This window comes from Acinetobacter sp. FY731, from assembly GCF_059515905.1.
In genome coordinates, this window is record NZ_JCAKNB010000002.1 from 1 (window position 1) to 20,864 (window position 20,864).

Annotated in this window: 23 protein-coding genes; 10 read left to right on the forward strand and 13 right to left on the reverse strand. The window is 36.0% G+C overall.

Annotated elements, in window-relative coordinates; translation table 11 throughout:
• Nucleotides 1-446 precede the first annotated feature (446 nt).
• Genes AC5YC8_RS02060 through AC5YC8_RS02070 form a run of 3 tightly spaced genes read right to left on the reverse strand, consistent with a single transcriptional unit; the run spans nt 447 to nt 3,275 of the window.
• Nucleotides 447-1,526, reverse strand: a complete 1,080-nt coding sequence (locus AC5YC8_RS02060; RefSeq protein WP_496163390.1) for a DUF6670 family protein — start codon at nt 1,524-1,526, stop codon at nt 447-449.
• Nucleotides 1,527-1,549: 23 nt separating this feature from the next.
• Nucleotides 1,550-2,377: a CDP-diacylglycerol--serine O-phosphatidyltransferase gene (gene pssA / locus AC5YC8_RS02065; RefSeq protein WP_496119753.1), complete on the reverse strand. Its 828-nt coding sequence runs from the start codon at nt 2,375-2,377 to the stop codon at nt 1,550-1,552.
• Between the two features lie 40 nt (nt 2,378-2,417).
• Nucleotides 2,418-3,275 carry a 23S rRNA (adenine(2030)-N(6))-methyltransferase RlmJ gene (locus tag AC5YC8_RS02070; RefSeq protein WP_496119751.1) on the reverse strand — a complete coding sequence of 286 codons (858 nt, stop codon included), beginning with the start codon at nt 3,273-3,275 and terminating at the stop codon, nt 2,418-2,420.
• Nucleotides 3,276-3,382: 107 nt separating this feature from the next.
• On the opposite strand from AC5YC8_RS02070, the gene AC5YC8_RS02075 reads away from it, so the two are divergent.
• Nucleotides 3,383-3,985 carry a 2OG-Fe(II) oxygenase gene (locus AC5YC8_RS02075; protein ID WP_496163391.1) on the forward strand — a complete coding sequence of 201 codons (603 nt, stop codon included), beginning with the start codon at nt 3,383-3,385 and terminating at the stop codon, nt 3,983-3,985.
• Nucleotides 3,986-4,042: 57 nt separating this feature from the next.
• The gene (locus AC5YC8_RS02080; RefSeq protein WP_496119748.1) at nt 4,043-4,570 is read left to right on the forward strand and encodes a hypothetical protein; all 528 of its coding nucleotides are present in this window, start codon (nt 4,043-4,045) and stop codon (nt 4,568-4,570) included.
• Between the two features lie 69 nt (nt 4,571-4,639).
• Here AC5YC8_RS02080 and AC5YC8_RS02085 read toward each other — a convergent pair whose 3' ends face one another.
• From AC5YC8_RS02085 to AC5YC8_RS02110, 6 genes are all read right to left on the reverse strand, one after another.
• On the reverse strand, nt 4,640-4,891 hold the full coding sequence (locus tag AC5YC8_RS02085; protein WP_496119746.1) for a DUF2789 family protein: 252 nt from the start codon (nt 4,889-4,891) through the stop codon (nt 4,640-4,642).
• 115 nt (nt 4,892-5,006) lie between these two features.
• Nucleotides 5,007-5,240 (reverse strand): DUF2789 family protein, encoded by a 234-nt coding sequence (locus tag AC5YC8_RS02090; protein WP_496119745.1) that lies wholly within the window; start codon nt 5,238-5,240, stop codon nt 5,007-5,009.
• Nucleotides 5,241-5,440: 200 nt separating this feature from the next.
• Nucleotides 5,441-5,674 carry a DUF2789 family protein gene (locus tag AC5YC8_RS02095; RefSeq protein WP_496163392.1) on the reverse strand — a complete coding sequence of 78 codons (234 nt, stop codon included), beginning with the start codon at nt 5,672-5,674 and terminating at the stop codon, nt 5,441-5,443.
• Between the two features lie 142 nt (nt 5,675-5,816).
• The gene (locus tag AC5YC8_RS02100) at nt 5,817-6,803 is read right to left on the reverse strand and encodes a malate dehydrogenase (RefSeq protein ID WP_496163393.1); all 987 of its coding nucleotides are present in this window, start codon (nt 6,801-6,803) and stop codon (nt 5,817-5,819) included.
• Nucleotides 6,804-6,974: 171 nt separating this feature from the next.
• A complete protein-coding gene (locus AC5YC8_RS02105) occupies nt 6,975-7,604 on the reverse strand; it encodes a ribonuclease T2 family protein (RefSeq protein WP_496163394.1) in 630 nt (209 codons plus the stop codon).
• 68 nt (nt 7,605-7,672) lie between these two features.
• The gene (locus tag AC5YC8_RS02110) at nt 7,673-9,577 is read right to left on the reverse strand and encodes a lytic transglycosylase domain-containing protein (RefSeq protein WP_496163634.1); all 1,905 of its coding nucleotides are present in this window, start codon (nt 9,575-9,577) and stop codon (nt 7,673-7,675) included.
• A 382-nt stretch (nt 9,578-9,959) separates the two neighbouring features.
• On the opposite strand from AC5YC8_RS02110, the gene miaB reads away from it, so the two are divergent.
• The 3 genes from miaB to ybeY are packed head-to-tail and all read left to right on the forward strand — an operon-like array spanning nt 9,960 to nt 13,033.
• Nucleotides 9,960-11,414 (forward strand): tRNA (N6-isopentenyl adenosine(37)-C2)-methylthiotransferase MiaB, encoded by a 1,455-nt coding sequence (miaB, locus tag AC5YC8_RS02115; protein ID WP_496163395.1) that lies wholly within the window; start codon nt 9,960-9,962, stop codon nt 11,412-11,414.
• A 37-nt stretch (nt 11,415-11,451) separates the two neighbouring features.
• Nucleotides 11,452-12,525, forward strand: coding sequence for a PhoH family protein (locus tag AC5YC8_RS02120; RefSeq protein WP_496163396.1), 1,074 nt, complete (start codon nt 11,452-11,454; stop codon nt 12,523-12,525).
• A gap of 25 nt (nt 12,526-12,550) precedes the next feature.
• Nucleotides 12,551-13,033, forward strand: a complete 483-nt coding sequence (gene ybeY, locus AC5YC8_RS02125) for an rRNA maturation RNase YbeY (RefSeq protein WP_496163397.1) — start codon at nt 12,551-12,553, stop codon at nt 13,031-13,033.
• A 92-nt stretch (nt 13,034-13,125) separates the two neighbouring features.
• Here ybeY and AC5YC8_RS02130 read toward each other — a convergent pair whose 3' ends face one another.
• Nucleotides 13,126-14,004: an energy transducer TonB gene (locus AC5YC8_RS02130; protein WP_496163398.1), complete on the reverse strand. Its 879-nt coding sequence runs from the start codon at nt 14,002-14,004 to the stop codon at nt 13,126-13,128.
• A gap of 226 nt (nt 14,005-14,230) precedes the next feature.
• On the opposite strand from AC5YC8_RS02130, the gene AC5YC8_RS02135 reads away from it, so the two are divergent.
• From AC5YC8_RS02135 to AC5YC8_RS02150, 4 genes are all read left to right on the forward strand, one after another.
• Nucleotides 14,231-14,884: a hypothetical protein gene (locus tag AC5YC8_RS02135; RefSeq protein ID WP_496163399.1), complete on the forward strand. Its 654-nt coding sequence runs from the start codon at nt 14,231-14,233 to the stop codon at nt 14,882-14,884.
• A gap of 168 nt (nt 14,885-15,052) precedes the next feature.
• Nucleotides 15,053-15,766, forward strand: a complete 714-nt coding sequence (locus AC5YC8_RS02140) for a DUF3108 domain-containing protein (RefSeq protein WP_496163400.1) — start codon at nt 15,053-15,055, stop codon at nt 15,764-15,766.
• Between the two features lie 89 nt (nt 15,767-15,855).
• Complete coding sequence (locus AC5YC8_RS02145) at nt 15,856-16,431, forward strand: xanthine phosphoribosyltransferase (RefSeq protein ID WP_496119729.1); 576 nt, start codon at nt 15,856-15,858, stop codon at nt 16,429-16,431.
• Nucleotides 16,432-16,588: 157 nt separating this feature from the next.
• Nucleotides 16,589-16,945, forward strand: coding sequence for a hypothetical protein (locus AC5YC8_RS02150; RefSeq protein ID WP_496119727.1), 357 nt, complete (start codon nt 16,589-16,591; stop codon nt 16,943-16,945).
• A gap of 17 nt (nt 16,946-16,962) precedes the next feature.
• Here AC5YC8_RS02150 and wrbA read toward each other — a convergent pair whose 3' ends face one another.
• A complete protein-coding gene (gene wrbA, locus AC5YC8_RS02155; RefSeq protein ID WP_496163401.1) occupies nt 16,963-17,556 on the reverse strand; it encodes an NAD(P)H:quinone oxidoreductase in 594 nt (197 codons plus the stop codon).
• 114 nt (nt 17,557-17,670) lie between these two features.
• Between wrbA and AC5YC8_RS02160 the strand changes: the two genes are divergently transcribed.
• Nucleotides 17,671-18,918 carry a YihY family inner membrane protein gene (locus AC5YC8_RS02160; protein ID WP_496163402.1) on the forward strand — a complete coding sequence of 416 codons (1,248 nt, stop codon included), beginning with the start codon at nt 17,671-17,673 and terminating at the stop codon, nt 18,916-18,918.
• A gap of 30 nt (nt 18,919-18,948) precedes the next feature.
• Here AC5YC8_RS02160 and yddG read toward each other — a convergent pair whose 3' ends face one another.
• Nucleotides 18,949-19,845: an aromatic amino acid DMT transporter YddG gene (gene yddG / locus AC5YC8_RS02165; protein ID WP_496119721.1), complete on the reverse strand. Its 897-nt coding sequence runs from the start codon at nt 19,843-19,845 to the stop codon at nt 18,949-18,951.
• Nucleotides 19,846-19,852: 7 nt separating this feature from the next.
• Nucleotides 19,853-20,785, reverse strand: a complete 933-nt coding sequence (locus tag AC5YC8_RS02170; protein WP_496163403.1) for a DMT family transporter — start codon at nt 20,783-20,785, stop codon at nt 19,853-19,855.
• Nucleotides 20,786-20,864: the final 79 nt, after the last annotated feature.

A 20,864-nucleotide genomic window follows, 5' to 3' on the forward strand; every position in this document is an offset into this window, starting at 1 on the left:
AGTTTAAAATCAGTAGTACCTTTAAAGGGTACCAATCTTGGCTCATCAATTTTCTGACAAATATTTCTCAAATAAACTTCGAGTAATTTCTACCATTAAATCAATGAAAATAATTTCGATTGATCAATCAGTAAAAATCCACACAAGTTGTTCTTCATAATCTCTTAATGATCTTCTTACTACTTCGTCAGTAGCAAGCTAGGTCGGCTATATTACTCTCTATCTCTAGAAAGTCAACAAGTAATTCAAATTATTTTAAACTTTCTTTCTAAAACCTAATCTCAACACTTCGTGCTAAGTTGCTGTTTTATCAGAAGTTTTAATCTTCATCACCGCCGATGGATGTGCATTCTACAGCATTTCCATTCCAATACAACCCCCTTTTTCACTTTTTTTATTTTTCTTCTATCAAACGGGTATTATTCGATCAAAAATTACTTTTTTTATTATTTTTTGGTCATAAATGGAATAATTTCATCTTTAAATCTATAATTTTTTTCGTCCTTATTATGCTCTTGCCACCTCAAAGCACGACAATCAATATATTCACAATAACCACCATCCCCCATTTCTTCTTCATTATTAATATTTAGAACATATTTAAAACTACCAACATAACCTGCTCCAAGCCCAAACTTAAAATCCCCCCGACTTTGTGCACTCAAAATAATTTGAACACCATCTTTTGCCACAGACTTCCACTCGAACTCTCTAGGTAAATACATATCAAGACCATTTGGTGTTTTTATTTTTGGATAGACTCTATAAATATTAAATTCCACACAATCATCATAAACCTGTGTTATTTGTTTATCCCCATCTCGCAAATACATTCGTGATTGCAATATTTGATTTATCTCATTTCTAATTTGTATACAAATAAGTTGTCTATCATTTTTAAGATTCACAATTAGATAGCTATAAAAAGCAAAAGGAATGTATGGAAAATTCACTGTTCTTGCAAAATCGAATGTTCCTAAATGGTCTATTTTTGTTTTTTGTTGTTTATAAATAATCTCTCCTTCGCATTTGCACAATACAGACCAATATTCTGCCAACGCCATTCTTAATTTTAAAAAATGTGAAACTGTGTTTGTAGCTGTAATTTTAATTTTAAAACTTAACTCCTCATCTTCTCTTTGAATAATGAAATTAGGAAAAGAACCACTAATACATTCACAATCTGAAAACTGAATTTGATTTTGTAAAAATGAACAATCTTTTTGAATTGAATATGAGTGAAGAGAACCAGCCATTTGTGCACTTACACTATTAAATACTGTAGCTGTATCTAAAGCATAAGTATTGATACTACTTTCATTTTGCAAAATAGGTGCGCTTGGCTGCCCAAGTAAACTATAAAAATTAAAATAATGTAAAGGCGCTGGAAGATTTGGAATGACTAATGCGTGATGGGTAATTTTATATTTATTATTTGGTACATGATAAGGGAGTTGATCGAGTGAATTTAGAGAAGCTCGATTACATTGTTTTGACTGATCTAATAAATCGAAAAACAATGCCATATCGAACTCCTCATTCTAATTCATCATGTTTTTGACGTATTTCGTGCCAAGAATGTTGTAACAAAACCAGATAATGCATAAATGATAGAAATCACAAATATACCGACAGGAATGTTGTAAGTGACTGCAGCAAAAATAAAGACAATAATAGGTAAAACAAAAAATGGAACTCGCTTGCGCTCCACCGTTTTAAATGAGTAATACTTAATGTTTGAAATCATAAGTAAACCCACAGCAATGATGATCACAGCATTGAAAACTTGACTACCAAAAGCTTGTAAGTCAAATATTTCTGGAAAATCTCGAGCTACGAGTACCAATGAAATAATCATTACTGCTGCAAGTGGACTTGCAACACCAATAAAATAACGTTTATCCACCACTCCTATTTGCACATTAAAGCGTGCTAAACGAAATGCTGCACATGCTGTATAGACAAAACAGGCTGCTAAACCAATACGGCCTAAATCGTGAAGGCTCCAGCTATACATTAAAATAGCGGGCGCCACACCAAATGCAAGCAGATCTGACAATGAATCAAACTGCTCTCCAAATGGGCTTTGTGCACCAATGGCACGTGCGACACGACCATCCAAACCATCCAATAATGCTGCAATAAAAATTGCATAAACAGCATGCGTATAGTCTTGATTCATACTCGCAATAATCGAGTAAAACCCTGATAACAACGCTGCAGTTGTAATCAAATTTGGCCACAGATAGATACCACGACGCTTTACTTTCTGTCCTTCATGGGTATGTTCTTCCTCTTCCACTTCAAAAGTAATTCCATCGAAAGTACTTTCTTTCGTTGAAGATATTTCCCGTTCAGGTTTATTTGTATTTGTCATTGTTTATTCCTAAATGTGACCGTTTCTGATTTATTTTAACTTATTCGCCAACTAACCAACGTACAGCAGCATGTCCGCCATTTTCGCTCATGCGTAAATGTGGGAATAACCATTGTAACGCTTCATCAGCATCTTCAGAAAACTTCCATGGTGGGTTAATAACCAATAAACCACAACCATTCAAACCAACAGGTGTGTCATCTGGCCATACGCATACTTCACATACCAATTGACGACGAATTCCTGTTTTAAACATTTTCTTTTCAAAACGCTCAATCATCGCGCGGTCTTTAATTGGATACCAAATAGCAAATACGCCTGTAGGCCATTTTTTATATGCAGCAACAATTAGCTCAACCAATTGAGGGAAATCTTTACGCTCCACTTCATATGGAGGATCGATCATCACCAAACCACGTTTTTCTTTAGGTGGAAGAACAGCTAAAAGACCTTCATAAGCATCACGCTCATGTAAGCCTGCACGCTTATCAAAAATATTGTGGCGTAATTGTTGAAAAACATCACGTTGCATTTCAAAAATAGTCGCTTTATCTATTTCACGCATGCCTTCTAAGGCAAACCATGGTGAGCCAGGGTATGCACCTTTGCCAAAATTTTCACGCATGTTTTCAACAACTTTTAAATATTGTTGAACACCTTCGGGGGCATTACGCTTAATAGAGTCATCAAGTTTAACTAAACGGTGAATACCCGTTAAAAACTCACCAGACTTTTGTGCTTCAGATGTCGATAAATCATATTTACCAGCACCACCATGCGTATCTACATAGCGATAAGGTTTATCTTTTGCATTGAGTCGAGTCAGTAATTGAAGCAATAATACATGCTTCATGACATCGGCAAAGTTGCCTGCATGGTAATGGTGACGGTAATTCATGTTTCATTTATTCCTCATATCAACGAGTATTTTAGCATGAAATTTAGTTTCATTCAGAAGCATATCTTGTTCTAATAGCGAACAGATATTTTTTTGAGTTTTAATTAATGGAAGCAGTCCTTCTCCCAAAGTCTTGGAATGTTGATCAAATCTTAGATGATTTAGATCAACATGGGTTCTCAATCATTGATGATGCTTATTCTTCTGAGTATATTCATCAACTTGTAGAAGAATGTACATCTCACTTAAACCAGTTTAGAGATGCTGCAATTCAAAATGGTATTGTTTCAAACATACGTAGCGATCATATTTTATGGCTACATGAAGAATTAAAAATATCGCATCAACATACAAAAATGCTTTATGCACTTGCAGAACAATTTAATCGTGCATTTTATTTAGGAATCAATAATGTAGAAGCACATTTTGCTTGCTATAACGCAGGTGAATTTTATGCATTGCATCGTGATAATCCACAAGGTAAAAATGGTCGTATTCTTTCTGCCGTTTATTATTTACATGAAACTTGGCAAGATGATTGGGGCGGTGAATTACGTCTACAAGATAAAAACAATCAATGGCACACCATACACCCCAAACCTAATCGATTAGCATTATTCCAAAGTGATTTACTGCATGAAGTATTAGAAGCAAAACATCAAAGGTTATCTATTACTGCATGGCTGCGCCATAACGATTCTATCTTGTAACTTTAAATCTATAAAAACATCCTCATATAGTAAAGATGATTCAATGAGGATGTTCCGATGCGCGAAAACACAAAGACAATTATTCAACGTATTGGTGAAACCGACCAACTTTATTTGCAAGAAAACACACCCACACTTGCATTGGAACGAGCTGATTTACGTCTTCAATTGGTCATGATCAGTGATATTCGCCAAGAACAAGTTCACTTTTTACAAGAAGCGATTGTACTTTTAGAGCAAGCTCGTATTGAGTTTGAAGAAATGCCTCTCGATTTATATATCAATCTTTCTTTGCATTTGGCAAAAGCCTACATGATGTTCTTTGAAATCACGCATGAAGAACGCTATGCCATTATTACACAACAAATTATGAAGCCTATGGCAAAGCTTGAGCACGGCGATATCTATTTCTTTTTAGCGTATGCATCTGCTATGAAGAATGAACCATCAATGACTCGTCACTGGCTCACAAAATACAGTCAAACACCACTTTATGATTTTGAAATTTTGACGCAACACCCTGCTTTTAAAGCATACCAAGATGAACAATGGTTTAAGCAGATTTTACAAAGCAAACTCCATTAAATTTGAAAATTTTAATTTTTAAAAGATAAAAGCCTCGAAAAGAGGCTTTTATCTTTTTAGGTCATAGGTTTAAACAGGTTGTAATTTATAAGCATCTAAATGTAATTGTTGATTTAACTCATCAATCCAAATTGCCCAGTCATCATCTTGAACTAAATGACTAATAAGAAGTGAACGCTGTGCCTTATTCCAAAAAGGTGCATCATGAAGTGAAACATCTGCTGGTAGTTGATGTGTACGTACATATAGCTCAATTGCAGCAGCACTATTGGCTAAACCGAGTTGTGAAAATAATAATTCTAAGGATGGTTTGTTCTGCATGAGCTTTCGCCCTCCTTATCAACTTATTTGTAGTTTATTATTTAATCAGCTTATAAGAATTACATCAACAAAACTAGCCCGATGTTTAAATATTATGTTTCTATTTATAACTTAATCAATCGTCATGCAATTGTTCATTCAGTTGATCTATCACCATTGCCCATTCATCATCTTTTTTCCAATGACTGACAATAAAATCACGTTGTGAATCAGTCCAAAACTCAGCAGCAGGCATCGATGTATTTAAATCTAATCGATGTGTGCTAATAAATTTTAGAATTCCTTCTTCTGAACTATCCAATCCTAATTGTTGAAATAATAACTCTTGTGTTACATCCATATCTAGCATGATTCAATCTCATCGACTTACTTTACTTACAACTATGAATCTAACACCAACAATTTGACTGGTTGTTACTTTTTGTATAATAACTCTTAACTTAAACCCAATAATTTAAATACTTTTCTCATTCTAAATGACATTATTTTTTAATACGCAACAACCAATATTTAAACTTCAGACAATCAGTTATTTTTACACTTATTAAGTTATTCACCATGTAAAAGCTCATCCAATAATTCAATAATCACTGCCCACTCATCATTTTTTGATTTATAGTTTTCTAAAAATTGGCGCTGTTCATCACTCCAAAATGGTGCACTTTCTAACTTTACACCTATAGTCAGTTGATGCGAATCGACAAAAGAATCCATATCTTTTTCATCAGAAGCCAGTCCTAGCTTCTGGAATAATGTTTCCAGTGTAATGTTCACATCTGACATTCCGCAACTCCTTAAAAAATTTATTATTATTTAAATCCTTATAACAGGTTTTATAAAAATAAAATATATTATTCCTGTATTTTTTGTATAAAAAAACACCTCATTTGAGGTGCTTTTTTATAACTTAATCTAAAAGACTAAATTATTTAACCATGTCAGCAATTGCTGCACGTTCGCCTTCTAACTCATCAAGAGTGAAGTTGATACGCTCACGGCTGAATTCATCAATTTCAAGACCTTGAACGATTTTGTACTCGCCATTTTCGCAAGTTACAGGGAAACCGAACATTACGCCTTCAGGAATACCATAAGAACCGTCAGAAGGAATACCCATAGTTACCCATTCGCCATTTGTGCCAAGAGCCCAATCACGCATATGGTCAATTGCAGCGTTAGCAGCAGAAGCTGCAGAAGACAAACCACGTGCTTCGATGATCGCAGCACCACGTTTACCAACTGTTGGAAGGAACACATCTTTGTTCCAAGCAGCATCGTTGATTTTGTCTTTTAAGCTTTCGCCATTTACAGTTGCAAAACGGTAGTCAGCATACATTGTTGGAGAATGGTTACCCCAAACTGTCATCGTTTTGATATCAGAAACTGCAACACCAGCTTTTTGAGCAAGTTGAGTTAACGCACGGTTGTGGTCAAGACGTAACATTGCTGTAAAGTTTTTAGCTGGAAGATCTGGAGCAGATTTCATTGCGATATAAGCGTTAGTGTTAGCAGGGTTACCTACAACAAGAACTTTAACGTCACGGCTAGCAACTTCGTTAAGTGCTTGACCTTGACCAATGAAAATTTCACCGTTTACTTTAAGTAATTCAGCACGTTCCATACCAGGACCACGTGGACGTGAACCAACTAATAAAGCGTAGTCAGCATCTTTGAATGCAACTTTAGGATCATCAGTACCGATCATGCCTTCCAACAATGGGAATGCACAGTCGTCAAGTTCCATCATTACGCCTTTAAGCGCAGCTTGAGCTTTCTCAAATGGAACTTCTAATAATTGAAGAATAACTGGTTGGTCTTTACCTAACATTTCGCCGCTTGCGATACGGAATAATAAGCTATAACCGATTTGACCAGCTGCGCCAGTAACGGCAACACGAACTGCTTGCTTCATGTAATTATCTCCAATTGAGAGGATAGTCAATGCAATTAAATAGCTGTTCTATTTAATCTTAATCATCATAAACGGCAAAGATTGTACTCCAATCATTCGTCTGATGCATGTAAAACAGAATCTAATTGAACAAAAGTCTGATAGAAAATATAAATTAAACTATGAAAAAGCCTAGTAAGAGCCTTTAATCGTAAAAGTATTTAGACAATTTGAAACGACTTTATTAGAACACGACTTATATTGTCCATTTTGTGCATAGCACACATTTAATGTCGTTAAATAATTTGTACCACGATGTTTCGCACATCTAAAACTGATAGCATTTGATGTCAAACCTTTATTTAGTCGGATAAACATTGTTTGTAATGCTAAGGTATGAATTTGATGTGTTTCTTGCTCGGTCATCACAGATGGAATATTCAAACGATCTGCATAATTAATAATTGTTCTAAAATACTGACTTGCGGTTGTTCCTGTACAAGCACCAACAGCACTCCACAATTGGCGTCGTGCTGCTTCATCAGGCATAACGCGTGCAACAACTTTCGCCTGTAAAGGTGGCAGTGTAGCAGATGAGTCAGTCATACAATCTTTACGCGAAGTTTCAGGGTATAAACCTTGAATATTTAAGGTATACCCTTCTAAACACTTCCGCTTTTTCACTTTAGATGTATCTAGAAGACACATCGCAGGTGTCATTTGAATTTCCAAAACATAGCCAACAGGTTTATTTGCATAAAGATGAGGTGCAACAAAACATGAACCAAGCGTGCTTAACATAAGCACACTTTTTCTTATCATTTTTTGTTTCAAAGCATTTCTCATTTTTATCTGACCCATTAAAGCAAATGACTTTAATTGTATTACGACTATTGCGCTACGTTACGCAAAGGAATGACCTGCATCCGTTGACCAATAGATTGTGAACCTTGTCCTAGCAATAAACCATAATGAACAGCATTTGTCATGACATGTTTTACATAATCACGTGTTTCACTCAATGGAATAGTTTCTGTGTACTGATCTGCTGCAATACTTTGATATTCTGGTTGCCAACGGCGTGCACGGTTTGGTCCTGCATTATATCCTGCTGTTGCAAGCACAGAATTATCACTTAACTGACTTTGAATAGTCGATAAATAATATGTTCCATATCTAATATTTACATTCGTATCAGTCAATGCTGCGGGGTTATAGGTCTCCCCCATTTTGCGTGCAACCAATTTTGCTGTCTCTGGCATAATTTGCATTAAACCACCTGCACCAACGTGTGAACGTGCATCTGTATTAAAACGACTTTCTTGACGCATAAGCCCATAAGCCCAAGCAGGATCAATTCCAGCATTTCGACTATGACTCACAACATAATCACGATGTGGTGTTGCATAGCCATACACATAGTTATGCTTATTTACCGTACGATCTGCTGCATAAATTGCGCGATCATACCACCCCATATCTGTTGCTCGTTTCGCAGCAGCAAGAATAAGCTCATCATCATGTTTTAAATAAGCTTGTCGAACAGCCCAATTCCATTCACGATTAATATATACAACGGGTGCACCTACATCTCTTAATGCAAATGCACGACTAAAATGAACATCTTGGCTTAAGCGTTGAATGTCCTTATTTGAAGGTTCATAATTTGACGATAAATTATAAGTTTCACCAACATGATCTTTTGCTAATAAGTTGTGATATCCCGTACCATCAGCAAGCTTTTTAAATATTTCTTTTGAAGTTCGCTTTGAAGCAGAATCTGAGCGTTGCTCATACGCACGCGCTAACCAATATTGCCAACGCTCTTCTTGGCGTTGTGTTACAGACATAGCATCAATGGCACGAATAAGGCTTTCCCACTCACTAAAACGAATAGCTTGACGAGCATAAATTTCAGCTTCTTCAGGACTATATGGCAAACCATAACTTGCATCTAGCAAATCCAGAACTTCTTTATTGAAATTGTTTTTCATGACCGTGGTACCGCCAATATAACCCACAGTTCGATACAACGCCTTTTGAATGATCTCAGGTGTACCATCAGCAGTGCGATTTACAGAAGATAATGCTAAATTCAAATCACTATCTGCTAAACGCCCAACTGCAAAAATTAAATACGCATAATCCGCATCTGAGCTTTTAGGTGCCGACCAAAGATAATTTGCAGGATTGGCCTGAATAGAATTGAATTGAGCTAGTGTTAAATTCAGTCCTAAACTTTGAGCTGTTGCAACAGCTTGACCACTTTTTCCTGAACGTAATTGTCCCCAAAGGCGCTGCTCTTTATCTTCCTTTGTCATTAAAGGGCTAGAGGACATCATTCGTGCCAAACCATGACAAAAATCAGATTGAGAATTTGTGCTTAACCAAACATCTTTAAATTCTGCATAAACCAATGGATCACCTGAACGTGCACGTACTTGTGCCATTGCACAACTTTCCGCTTGGTCAGGATTCGTCACATAAGGTAAAACGGGTAAAGGACTTGAAAAGTCTGCTTGCTTTACCTTTTCTTCTACATAATCTGCTGCCAATTTTTCAGCCATAGCAGATTGAGGGTAGCGCTGTGCAAAACCAATGATCGCACTTGCAGGTTGTGAAGCAAGGTTTCTATTTAATTTCCAATATTCTGGGTAGTAGCCTAGAACATCATTTTGCATAGAATTTTGATATTGTTCTAAGGCTTGAATGTTACCTGAATTCGCAGCTCTTAATGCGTCATTGAACTGCTCATTTCCTGCATGCGCAAAAGAAACAATACACAAGGAACTCATACTTAGCACAAGACTTTTATAGCGTTGTTTTTGTCTTTCAATCATTGTGAGCATGCTTGTGCTTTCTTTCATTACTGTGCCTTTTATATATAGAAATTAACCAACAGCACCGAATAGTTTAGAATAACGCTATTGTTCTGTTGTGTAACCTTATGATTAAACAATATTAATTTTCAAACATTTTCCCTTCATAAATCAATAAAAATACGCACTTATTTTAAATTATAAATTTTTGATATTTTCCTGCTAAACTATGCGCCTTCTTACATTCCTTGAATTTTGCTCAACATTTACTGTAGATAGAACCCATGTGATAAATCACCAGGTCTAAAATCCTACCATAAGAGCATGTTTCATAAAGATTTATCCTTCAGGAGCCTACATGACGGTTCAAACCTTCATTCCCAATAGTGCCCAAGCTGCCTCAGAAAACACTGTTACCCAGCCACAGCACACCCCAGCCAACGATTCAGTCAAAAAACTGTTCATCGAAACGCAAGGGTGTCAGATGAATGAGTATGACAGTCACCGTATGGCAGATTTACTAGGCGATTCACACGGATACGTGCTAACTAAAGACCCGAAAGAAGCCGATATTCTACTTATGAATACGTGTTCTATTCGTGAAAAAGCGCAAGAAAAAGTATTCTCTGAGTTAGGTCGCTGGCGCAAGCTTAAAGAAAAAAATCCTGATCTTATTATTGGTGTTGGTGGATGTGTTGCTTCTCAAGAAGGTGACAACATTCAAAAACGTGCCAATTATGTCGATATGATTTTTGGCCCACAAACGCTACACCGTTTACCACAAATGCTTGATCAACATTTTGAGCAAGTTGAAAAACCGAAAAAAGAAAAAATCAAACTTGTTGATATTTCTTTCCCAGATATTGAAAAGTTTGACTTTTTACCTGAACCACGCGTTGAAGGTCATAAAGCATTTGTTTCAATTATGGAAGGTTGTTCAAAATACTGCTCTTTCTGCGTTGTTCCTTATACTCGTGGTGAAGAAGTTTCACGCCCACTAGACGATGTACTTGCTGAAATTGCAACGCTTGCAGAAAAAGGCGTTCGTGAAATTTCATTATTAGGACAAAACGTAAATGGCTACCGTGGTGAAACATTCGAAGGTGAAATTTGCACATTTGCAGATTTACTTCGTTTAGTTGCAGAAATTCCAGGTATTGGTCGTTTACGTTATACAACATCGCATCCGCTCGAATTTAACGATGACTTAATTCAATGTTACCGTGATTTACCTCAAATGGTTTCTCATCTTCATTTACCAGTACAAAGTGGTTCAAACGATGTACTTCAGGCTATGAAGCGTAATCATACAATTGATGTTTACATCGAAAAAATTGCGAAATTACGTAAAGTGCGTCCAGACATGCATTTATCTTCAGATTTTATTATTGGTTTCCCTGGTGAAACAGATGAGAACTTTGAAGAAACGTATCAGTTCATTAAAGATATGGACTTTGACCACTCTTACAGCTTTGTCTATTCAAAACGCCCGGGAACACCTGCGGCAGAATTGGAAGATACAATTCCTGAAGATGTGAAAAAAGAACGTTTATCTTTAGTACAAAAATGGATTAAACGCTCAAGCATTAATAAAACAGATGCAATGCTCGGTACAATCCAACGTGTTCTTATTGAAAAAGTTTCTGACAAAGACCCTGATCTTTTAGTGGGTACAGCAGACAACACACGTTATGTCACGTTTATTGGTGATGCTTCGTGGGTTGGTCGCTTTGCAGAAATTGAAATCACTGAAATAAAAACTTTAAATTTAGTTTACGGTGAGCTCTTGAATCTTGAACCTGACGTGGCGTAATGTAGGGCTATAACAAGATTACTTTTAAGGAACTCTCTTGACTGCAACGATTCGACGTACAGTAGCTTTTCCTGGTGTTTCGGTAGACCGTTTAAAAAGTATGTTAGGTGCTTATAACGGTCATCTAAAACAAATCGAACAACGTTTAAATGTCCAACTTTCCCATCGTGGCGAAGAATTCTTTGTCGATGGTGATATTGATGCAGTCGAGAGAGCCGAAAGTTTGCTCCAACGCCTGTATACCGAAGCCGAAACTACTCAACAAATTTCCGCTGATACCTTGCATCTCATGATTCAAGGTAGCCAAACAGACCGTGAACTACAAACAGATTTAGACCAAGAACACACAGGTCTAGAAGATGTTTATCTTCAAACACGTAAAGGTCGTATTAACCCACGTGGTGCCAACCAAAAACGCTATGTACAACGTATTTTACAAAGTGATATTTCATTTGGTATTGGCCCCGCAGGTACAGGTAAAACCTATCTTGCTGTAGCAGCTGCAGTAGATATGCTAGAACGTAATGAAATTCAGCGTATTTTATTGGTTCGACCTGCTGTTGAAGCGGGTGAAAAACTCGGTTTCTTACCCGGTGATTTAACTCAAAAAATCGATCCTTATTTACGCCCGCTTTACGATGCATTATACGAAATGCTTGGTTTCGAAAAAGTTGCAAAACTTATTGAACGCCAAGTCATTGAAGTTGCCCCTCTCGCTTATATGCGTGGTCGCACACTCAATCATTCTTTCGTTATTCTCGATGAAGCACAAAACACAACACCCGAACAAATGAAAATGTTCTTAACGCGTTTAGGTTTTGGTTCCCGTGCTGTGATTACTGGAGACGTAACACAGGTCGATTTACCTCGAGGGCAACAATCAGGTTTATCACACGCATTACGTGTTGTTGAGAAAATTAAAGAAATTCATATTACTCGCTTTCATTCTCGAGATGTTGTGCGTCACCAATTGGTTCAAAAAATTGTTGAAGCATACGAAGGATGGGACAGTGAACAACAACGTCTTAGTGCCGAAGCTCGCGCGGAACGTAAAGCGCTCCAAGCTGCATTAATTGCTGAAAATGATGCAGCAGCAGATGCACAAGACTAATTTAAACATAATTTAAGGATTTGTTTTGAAGCTTAGTCTTTCACTACAACAGGATTTTCAATCACCTGAATTGGTCTTGAAACGCGCTCATATTAAGAAAGTTGTAGAAACATCTTTACGTCATATCGACACACAAAGCGATTGTGAAATTGGTATTGCTTGTGTGGATAATGATGAAAGCCATAAACTCAATTTAGAATATCGAGGAAAAGATAAACCGACTAATGTTTTATCTTTTCCTAGTGATCTTCCCGATGAAATGGCTGAAATTTTAGATTCATTTCCTATTGGTGATTTAGTCATTTGCATTCCTGTTGTATTACGTGAAGCTCAGGAACAAAATAAACTTCCACTTACACATTTCACTCACATGCTTGTACATGGCACTTTACATTTAATGGGCTATGACCATGAAACTTCAGATGAAGATGCCGATGAAATGGAAGCACTAGAAATCGAAATTCTTGCTAAATTAGGATTTGAAAATCCTTATTTAGAACAAGATTAATTTTAAATTGAAAAAAGCGAGCTACGGCTCGCTTTTTTATTTTGGAAAATTTAGCCAACCTTTTCTGTAAGGAAAGAATTAGCGAGAGAAATTTAGTTCACTTCAATTTCTGCTTCGGCAGGGTCAAAACGCCATGTCCGAATAATTCTAAGCTCTGAAATATCTTTCATTTTAGCGTCGAATGCGCCATAAGGTGCTGCTTTACGAACAGATGCCTTAGCAGCTTCATCTAAAATAGAATGTCCCGAACTATCAATTAATCGAATTGCACGAATACCACCATTTGCATTCAAAATGACCATTAAACGAACCTCACCAGCCAAACGCATTTGTTTGGCTTGATCTGGATAATGACGATTACCGTAAAATTCTACTTTTTCACGGAATTTATCCATATAAGCAGCCGAAACATCTTTTTTCGCCTGAATACCATCTAATGTTTTTACTTTTTGTGTACGGCTAAAATTTTGCTGACGTTTTAAATATTGCGCTTCAATACTTGCAACCATTGCCGCTTTGGCTTGAAATTGGCTATTGAGCTGCTCCATCGCTTTTTTACGGTTATTTTGCTCTGCTTCTTTTTTCCAACTTAATGTGGTCATTAATACTTTTTCTTCAAAGCTTAATTCACGCTGTTGTTGCATTTGCTCTAAACTCTCAAGCTGTTGATTACCCGTTGTTACATCTTCAACGGCAGCAGGCATATCACTCGATATCCGATGAGCTTCACGAAAAGTACCAGAACCTTGCTGATCTTCTTGTGCTAAAAAATCGGCATTTTTTACTTCTTTTTCAGCAGGTCGAATAGAGACTGCAATATCTTTTGTAGACGTATCCGTTTCCTTTGGTTCTGCAAATTGTAGTGTTAAAACAAGAAGATGAAGAAGTCCTGCAATCAACAATGCTGCAGTAAAAAGAGAATCTTGCCACCAATGGCTTTTAAAGGGTGTTAAAAATGTTTTAATTGACATCACAATAAACGGACAAAAGTCAGTTTTCCTAAACTGTAAAAACAGAATAATATTGATCAAATTATCTATTCTTGTAGATAAAAGTGAAACCCATCAACAAATAAGTTAAGCTTATAAACTATTGAAAATGGTGCTATTTATTTTGCTAAACTGCAAGCGATAAACTCGATTTTTTAATACAATTAAAGTAACTCGAGTCAAAGGTACCCTATCATTGGAACACGACATGCAAACGCTCATTTCAAACATATCCAAACGCTTAAAACAAGCTTATCAAAAAGCTGAAGATTACATTGAAGACGAACGTGAATTTCCAATGTCACAAGTGTTTCTAAATGCAACATTCCAACGATTTGTCACAGATAACGTAAAAATGCTTAAAGATCTTCATGCAGATTTACATGATGATTGGTTACGCTTATATGCCACACTTGATTATAACGGTCTAAAAATCACATTAACGGTCGATTTAAAGCTTGTACTTATGGAGCTCAATAAAAAGAAGCAGCTTGTTGTATTTGAACAAATTAGTGAAACATCTATCCTTGATGCAAAATATCCAAATATTTTCCATAAAGGTGGAGTGAAATGTGCTTTATGGTTCTATCAAAAAGTTTTAAATAAAGATCCCTTAGGTCTAATTTTAGAAAAGCTTAATGTCATTAAGGTTAAAGATGATTTACTTCATTTAGACTTAAATCGTTGGTTAGGTAAAAATAAATCAATTATTGAAACCTTGGCCAAAGTAAATGTAAATCACGCTGTACTTCGGGAAGCTCAGCTTGTTGTTTTTGGAAACGTCAACTTAATGGCACTTTTGAATAAAATATCGAGTGAGCGTATGGATACAGATGTAAATGAATCTGATGTTACGTCATAGCGTAGAAAGAACAAATAATGCAGTAAAATGTGTAATGCTACATTTATGCAACACAAAAGAAATAAACCTCAGATTTATCTTCACGATCTAAATGCATAATCATTAAGATAAATTTTAAAGCTATGGAACTGAACCTCCATTACTTAATAGGAATAGGACATTACATATATGGCTAAACAAATTTTAAAAACACTCGGCCTTACTTCTGCTCTTACAGTAACGGCGGTACTAGGTTCTATTTCTAGTCAAGCCTTTGCAATGAGTCCATTTCAAGCAGGCTATCAATTTAGTTACAACGGTAAGAATATTGGCTCTGCTACACGTACTTTAAGCCAATCGGGAAATAATTGGTCTTATATATTTGCCGCAAAAGCTGTAGGTTTAGCTTCTGCAACAGAAACCAGTAAGTTCTCCTTTAAGAATGAACAAATTGTATCTTCAAGTTTCAGTCGTACAAGTAAAGTTCTTGTTCATAACAACACCATGACTATTAACTTCAATCCAAGTACAAAATTAATTAATACTAAAAAAGATGATAAATCTCGCTCATTTGCTTGGAAAGCAGGTGTTTTAGATGAGTTAAATGCAGAACTACAATTACGTGAAGACTTGAAAAAAGGAACATTAAGATCTAATTATTTACTTGCTGATGCAAAAGAAATTGAGTCTCGTAAATTTGTAAAACAAGGAAATGAGAAAGTAACAACCAATTATGGTACTTTCGATACCATGAAAGTCGTTTTAAAACATGACAAACCAGGGCGTGAAACTATTTTTTGGTTAGCACCCAAATTAGACTATTTACCCGTAAAAGTAACGCATGTTGATAAAAAAACCTCTTATGGACTGTTATTAACAAGTTATAAAGGTCAAACAAATTAATTAATTTTCCCAATTATGCTTGCATTTTTTCAGTTGCTTTTTAAAATACGCTTTTGCTTTAAAAAGCAACTGCTCTTGAGGATTCTCCCGTGCACGCACTTGAACAGAAAATCTTAGCTGAAGGTATCGTCCTTTCTGAGGAAGTTCTGAAAGTCGATTCTTTCTTAAATCACCAAATTGACCCTGCAATGATGCAACTCATTGGTCAAGAATTTGCTCGTCTATTCAAAGATGCGGGCATCACAAAAATCATTACCATTGAAGCTTCAGGTATTGCACCTGCTGTCATGGCTGGTTTAGAACTTGGTGTTCCTGTAATTTTTGCACGTAAATATCAATCTTTAACATTAAAAGATGATTTATATCGTTCTAAAGTTTTCTCTTTCACAAAGCAAATTGAAAGCACAATTGCAATTTCAAACAAGCACATCAGTTCAACTGACAAAGTATTAGTCATTGATGACTTCTTGGCAAATGGTCAAGCAGCTTTAGGTCTTGCAGACTTAATTCATCAAGCAAATGCTGAAGTCATTGGTATTGGTATCGTGATTGAAAAATCATTCCAACCAGGTCGTGATTTGCTTCTTGAAAAAGGTTACCGTGTAGAATCTTTAGCACGTGTTAAATCTTTAGCAAATGGCACAGTTGAATTTGTTCGCGACTAATCGAGCATTTTCATATTAAAGCGCCTCTCATGGCGCTTTTTTCATGCTTTTTTATTTTCACTAAGCTTTTAAACTTTCACGTGTTTTTTGGCATAATTAGCTAAGAACAAAAAATTAAACCATGCAACAATAAAGATTCAGGAAGAGGAACATCAGCATGCAATGCCCTAAATGTGGATCTAGCGAAATTGAACAACGCAACCATGAACAAAGCCTTCAGAAATTAGGTGGCGTATTGCTCAGCGGTGCAGGTGCAACTGCTGGTACTGTGGGTGGTGCTGCATCAGGTGCATCCATTGGTGCTGCCATTGGTACGGTAGCAGGACCTTTAGGTATTATTGTGGGTGGAACTGTAGGCACTTTTATTGGTGCAATTAGTATAGGGATTACAGGTGGCTTTCTTGGTCATCGTGTAGGTAAAAAAGCAGGTGTTATTGTCGATCAAAACATTTTCTTAGATTACCAATGCAGCAAATGTGGCAAACGCTTTAAGGCAGAAAAAAAGGAGAATTAATATTCTCCTTTTTATTTTTATTTCGACAACTTCAACGCTGTTTCCGCAAGTCTCCGCCCCTGCTCTTCACATAAGCATTTTTCATCTTGGCTTAAACTTAAATCATGTCTTGGGCCGCTCACATGTGATGCACCATAAGGTGTTCCACCTGTTTTAGTATTCGACAAAGCTGGTTTTGCATTCGTCAGTCCCAAAATCATCATGCCATGATGGAACAATGGCGGAAGCATTGTTAATAATGTACTTTCCTGACCACCGTGCATAGAACCTGAAGTTGTAAACACACTTGCTGGCTTATTATGTAAAGCACCGTTTAACCATAGACTAGTTGTTTGATCTAAGAAATATTTTAACTCAGATGCCATATTACCAAAACGTGTAGGCGAACCTAATGCTAAACCTGAGCAATTTTCCAAATCATCCAAAGTACAATAAATATCACCATCACTAGGAATACTTGGCTCTGCTTCTTTTACCACTGTCGATAGATTTGGAACTGTGCGAATTTTCACAGCCATTCCTACAGACTCAACACCATTTGCAATTAAATGTGCCATCTCTTTTGTTGAGCCATTTTTACTGTAATATAGAACTAAAATATAAGGTTGCATATTTTTAACAAACGGAACAAAAAAGAAAACTATACGGTATTTTTATCTTATTTTGGGTAAGCTTATGAAAGAAAGTTGTGAAATACCATTAAAAACAATTGAGATTACTAAAGCATGATCATTGAGTATTTTAAAAAATTACCTTTTTATGAAAAAACGTGGTTTCAATTTATTTTATTTGTATTACGACGCTTTGAAGCAGATCGTTGCCGTGAACAAGCAGGATCGCTTACCTACACCACATTATTTGCAGTCGTTCCTATGCTGACGGTGTTCCTTGTTATTATTTCCTCAATCAAGGCATTAGAACCTGCTAGGCAACAATTACAACAGCTTATTTATAGCAATTTTTTACCCAATACGACTATTGCATTCGACAAAGCATTAAGTGCCTTTACCGAAAAATCGAGCAATCTCACCATTATTGGTGTGCTCTTCTTATTTTTTACCACAGTCATGATGTTAACAAGCATTGAAACTGTGTTTAACCGTATTTGGCGAGTGAAAGAGACACGTGGTGGTATTTTAGGGTTTATGCGCTATTGGACCATTATTTCTTTAGGTCCTATTTTACTCGGTAGTGCCTTCGTTGTTTCTTCCACGCTCGCTTCGATGAGTGTATTAAGTAATAACTTTGCAGGCTATGAATTAGATGGCTCATTTATCTTATGGTCTATTTCTTTTTCTTTATCTATTTTAGGTTTCTTTATATTAAATTGGACTATTCCCAACCGTAATGTCCCAATAAAAGCTGCATTTATTGCAGGTTTATTTAGTGCTATTGTATTTGAATTACTTAAAAATTTATTCGGCTACACCATGTCGAACTTTACGAGTTATCAAATTATTTATGGTGCTTTTGCTGCTATTCCTATTTTTCTTTTGTGGATTTTCCTGTCGTGGAATATTGTTTTACTTGGTGTTGAAATTAGCTACGCACTCACTGCATTCAATTCAGGGAAAGATCAAAAACGACATCCTTTACTTATGCTTTTAGATTTACTCGAACTGTTCTATCAAAAGCAAAAGTTTGGAAAATCTGTAAGTGAGCATGAAGCTTTAGAAGTTTTAGGACGTGATGAAATTGGGCGCTTACCGTCTTATATTCTTATGTTAGAAAAACAAAATCTAATTAAGCGCACTGACGATGACAAATTTGTACTGGTCAGAAACTTATCTCAAGTCGACTTTTGGAGCTTTTATAGCAACCTACCTTATTCTTTACCGCATAAAAACGACATCGATGATGTTTTTAAAAATGATGAATGGATGGAAAAAATAGGACCTGCTCTTATTGAAGCAGATGATTATTTATCTGCAAAACTATCTATCCCACTTTCAAAGATATTTGAAGCAAAATAAAAAAGCCCTTCATAAAGGGCTTTCTTTCGATCAGTGTTCACTTTCAATATTTGCAAAGGTACATTTCCAACAAATAAGTGCCCCCACAGTGACCAGTGCCGTACCAATCCAAAAGGCAAATGAAGGAATCACCCCTAAAATAAGCATAGACATCAGTGAAGATAAAATTGGCATAAAATAAGTTGCCAAAATTAACAACTGAATATTTCCAAATTGTAAACTCTGATTCCAGTTGCTATATGCAATACCAATTAGACTTCCAACAACAGCAATGACCATCCACAAATTCAAGCTTGGCATAATAAATGATTCATTCAATGCAAAGTGTAAAACCCACAAGGACACTGCCGTAAGTACAAAAAATAAAGGAACTGCATTGTAGCCTTGTGCATATTTTTTGGTTAAAACACTATAACAAGGCCATAAAATTGCACCTAAAAATGCAAAGAAATAGGCTTTAGGGTTTTGTTCCAAGACATGAATAAACTGTGTAATTTCTAATATCCGTGGATTCACCACAAGCAATAAGCCGACAACTGCTAAAATAAATCCAACAAAAACAAAGTTATTAAAATTTAATTGCTTTGCAAAAATTGAAAATAGAATGGTAATAGGAGGCCATAAGTAGTTAATCATCGCAATAATTAAAACCTGCTCATGGTTATGCGATAGGGCAATAGAAATAAGAAACAAAATTTCATAGCTAATGAATAAAAAACCGCAACCATATAAATATGCTTTAGGTATTTCTTTGAGCGATGGCATTTTCCCAAATATTAAAATACAAAAAGCACTAAAACTGTAAATCATGGCGATACCTGAAACAGGTGTCACTTGTTCCGTGATTAGTTTTACAACTGCGACTAAGCTTGCCCAAATTAAAATTGAACTAAAACCCAGCCATGTATATTTATTTACAGTATTCATTAAAAGTTTATCTAAGAGATTTAGGGAAATTTAAAGTTCGTTTAATCCATTGGTGTAATGTCACAACAAAAACACCCGCCATAACAAGTAACGTACCTAAAATAAAATTGGTTTCAACCGTCTCATTTAAAAGCACAACGCCAAAGACCATACCAAAAATAGGCGTCAAAAAGGAAAAAACACCCAAACCATTTGCTAAATACTTTCTGAGCAACCAAAACCAAAGTAACAAACTAAAGAATGACATAATAAATACATGAAATGCCAAACTACTGAATGTAAGTATTGTCCATTGAATTGCTGTTTGCCCCGTCAAATAAGCAACAGGCAATAAAAAAACACAACCACCTACTAACTGATAAAAAAGTGTTTGAGTCGGATGAGCATCTCCCAATTTTGTTAAACGCAGCGAAATAGTCGTCAATGCCCACATAATTCCCGCACATAAAGCCAAAGCATCACCAAACAAAACTTGCTGTAAATCTACACCTGACTGCTGTTCACGCCCAACAAAGGATAAAACAATACCTGAAAATGCAATAAAAATACCACCCCACTGTATTACAGATAACCGCTCTGATGGTAGCTTCCAATGTAATCCTAAAGCCACAAAAATTGGTGCTGTATATAGCAATACAACGGTATGAGATGCCGAAGTAAAGCGTAAAGCCTCAGCCACAAAAACAAATTCTGCTGAAAATAAAAATGCTAACCAAATTCCAGGAATTAAATATTCTTTGGAATATAAATGAGTTCCTTGCTGTAACTTAATTAATGGAAAAACTAAAATTGCCGATAGTCCCGATCGAATAGCAATTTGCATGATCGGAGAAATATCAGCTGCTGCAATTTTAAGTACAACTTGCTGAATCCCCCAAACAACACACAATATAATCATTAAGCCAGATGCCTGTGCATCTAGCGACTTACGCAATTCCACAACGGTTACTCAATTACAACAAGAAAGCACACTATAGTAATGTCCTAAATAAAATATATAATCAAAAACAGACAAACTA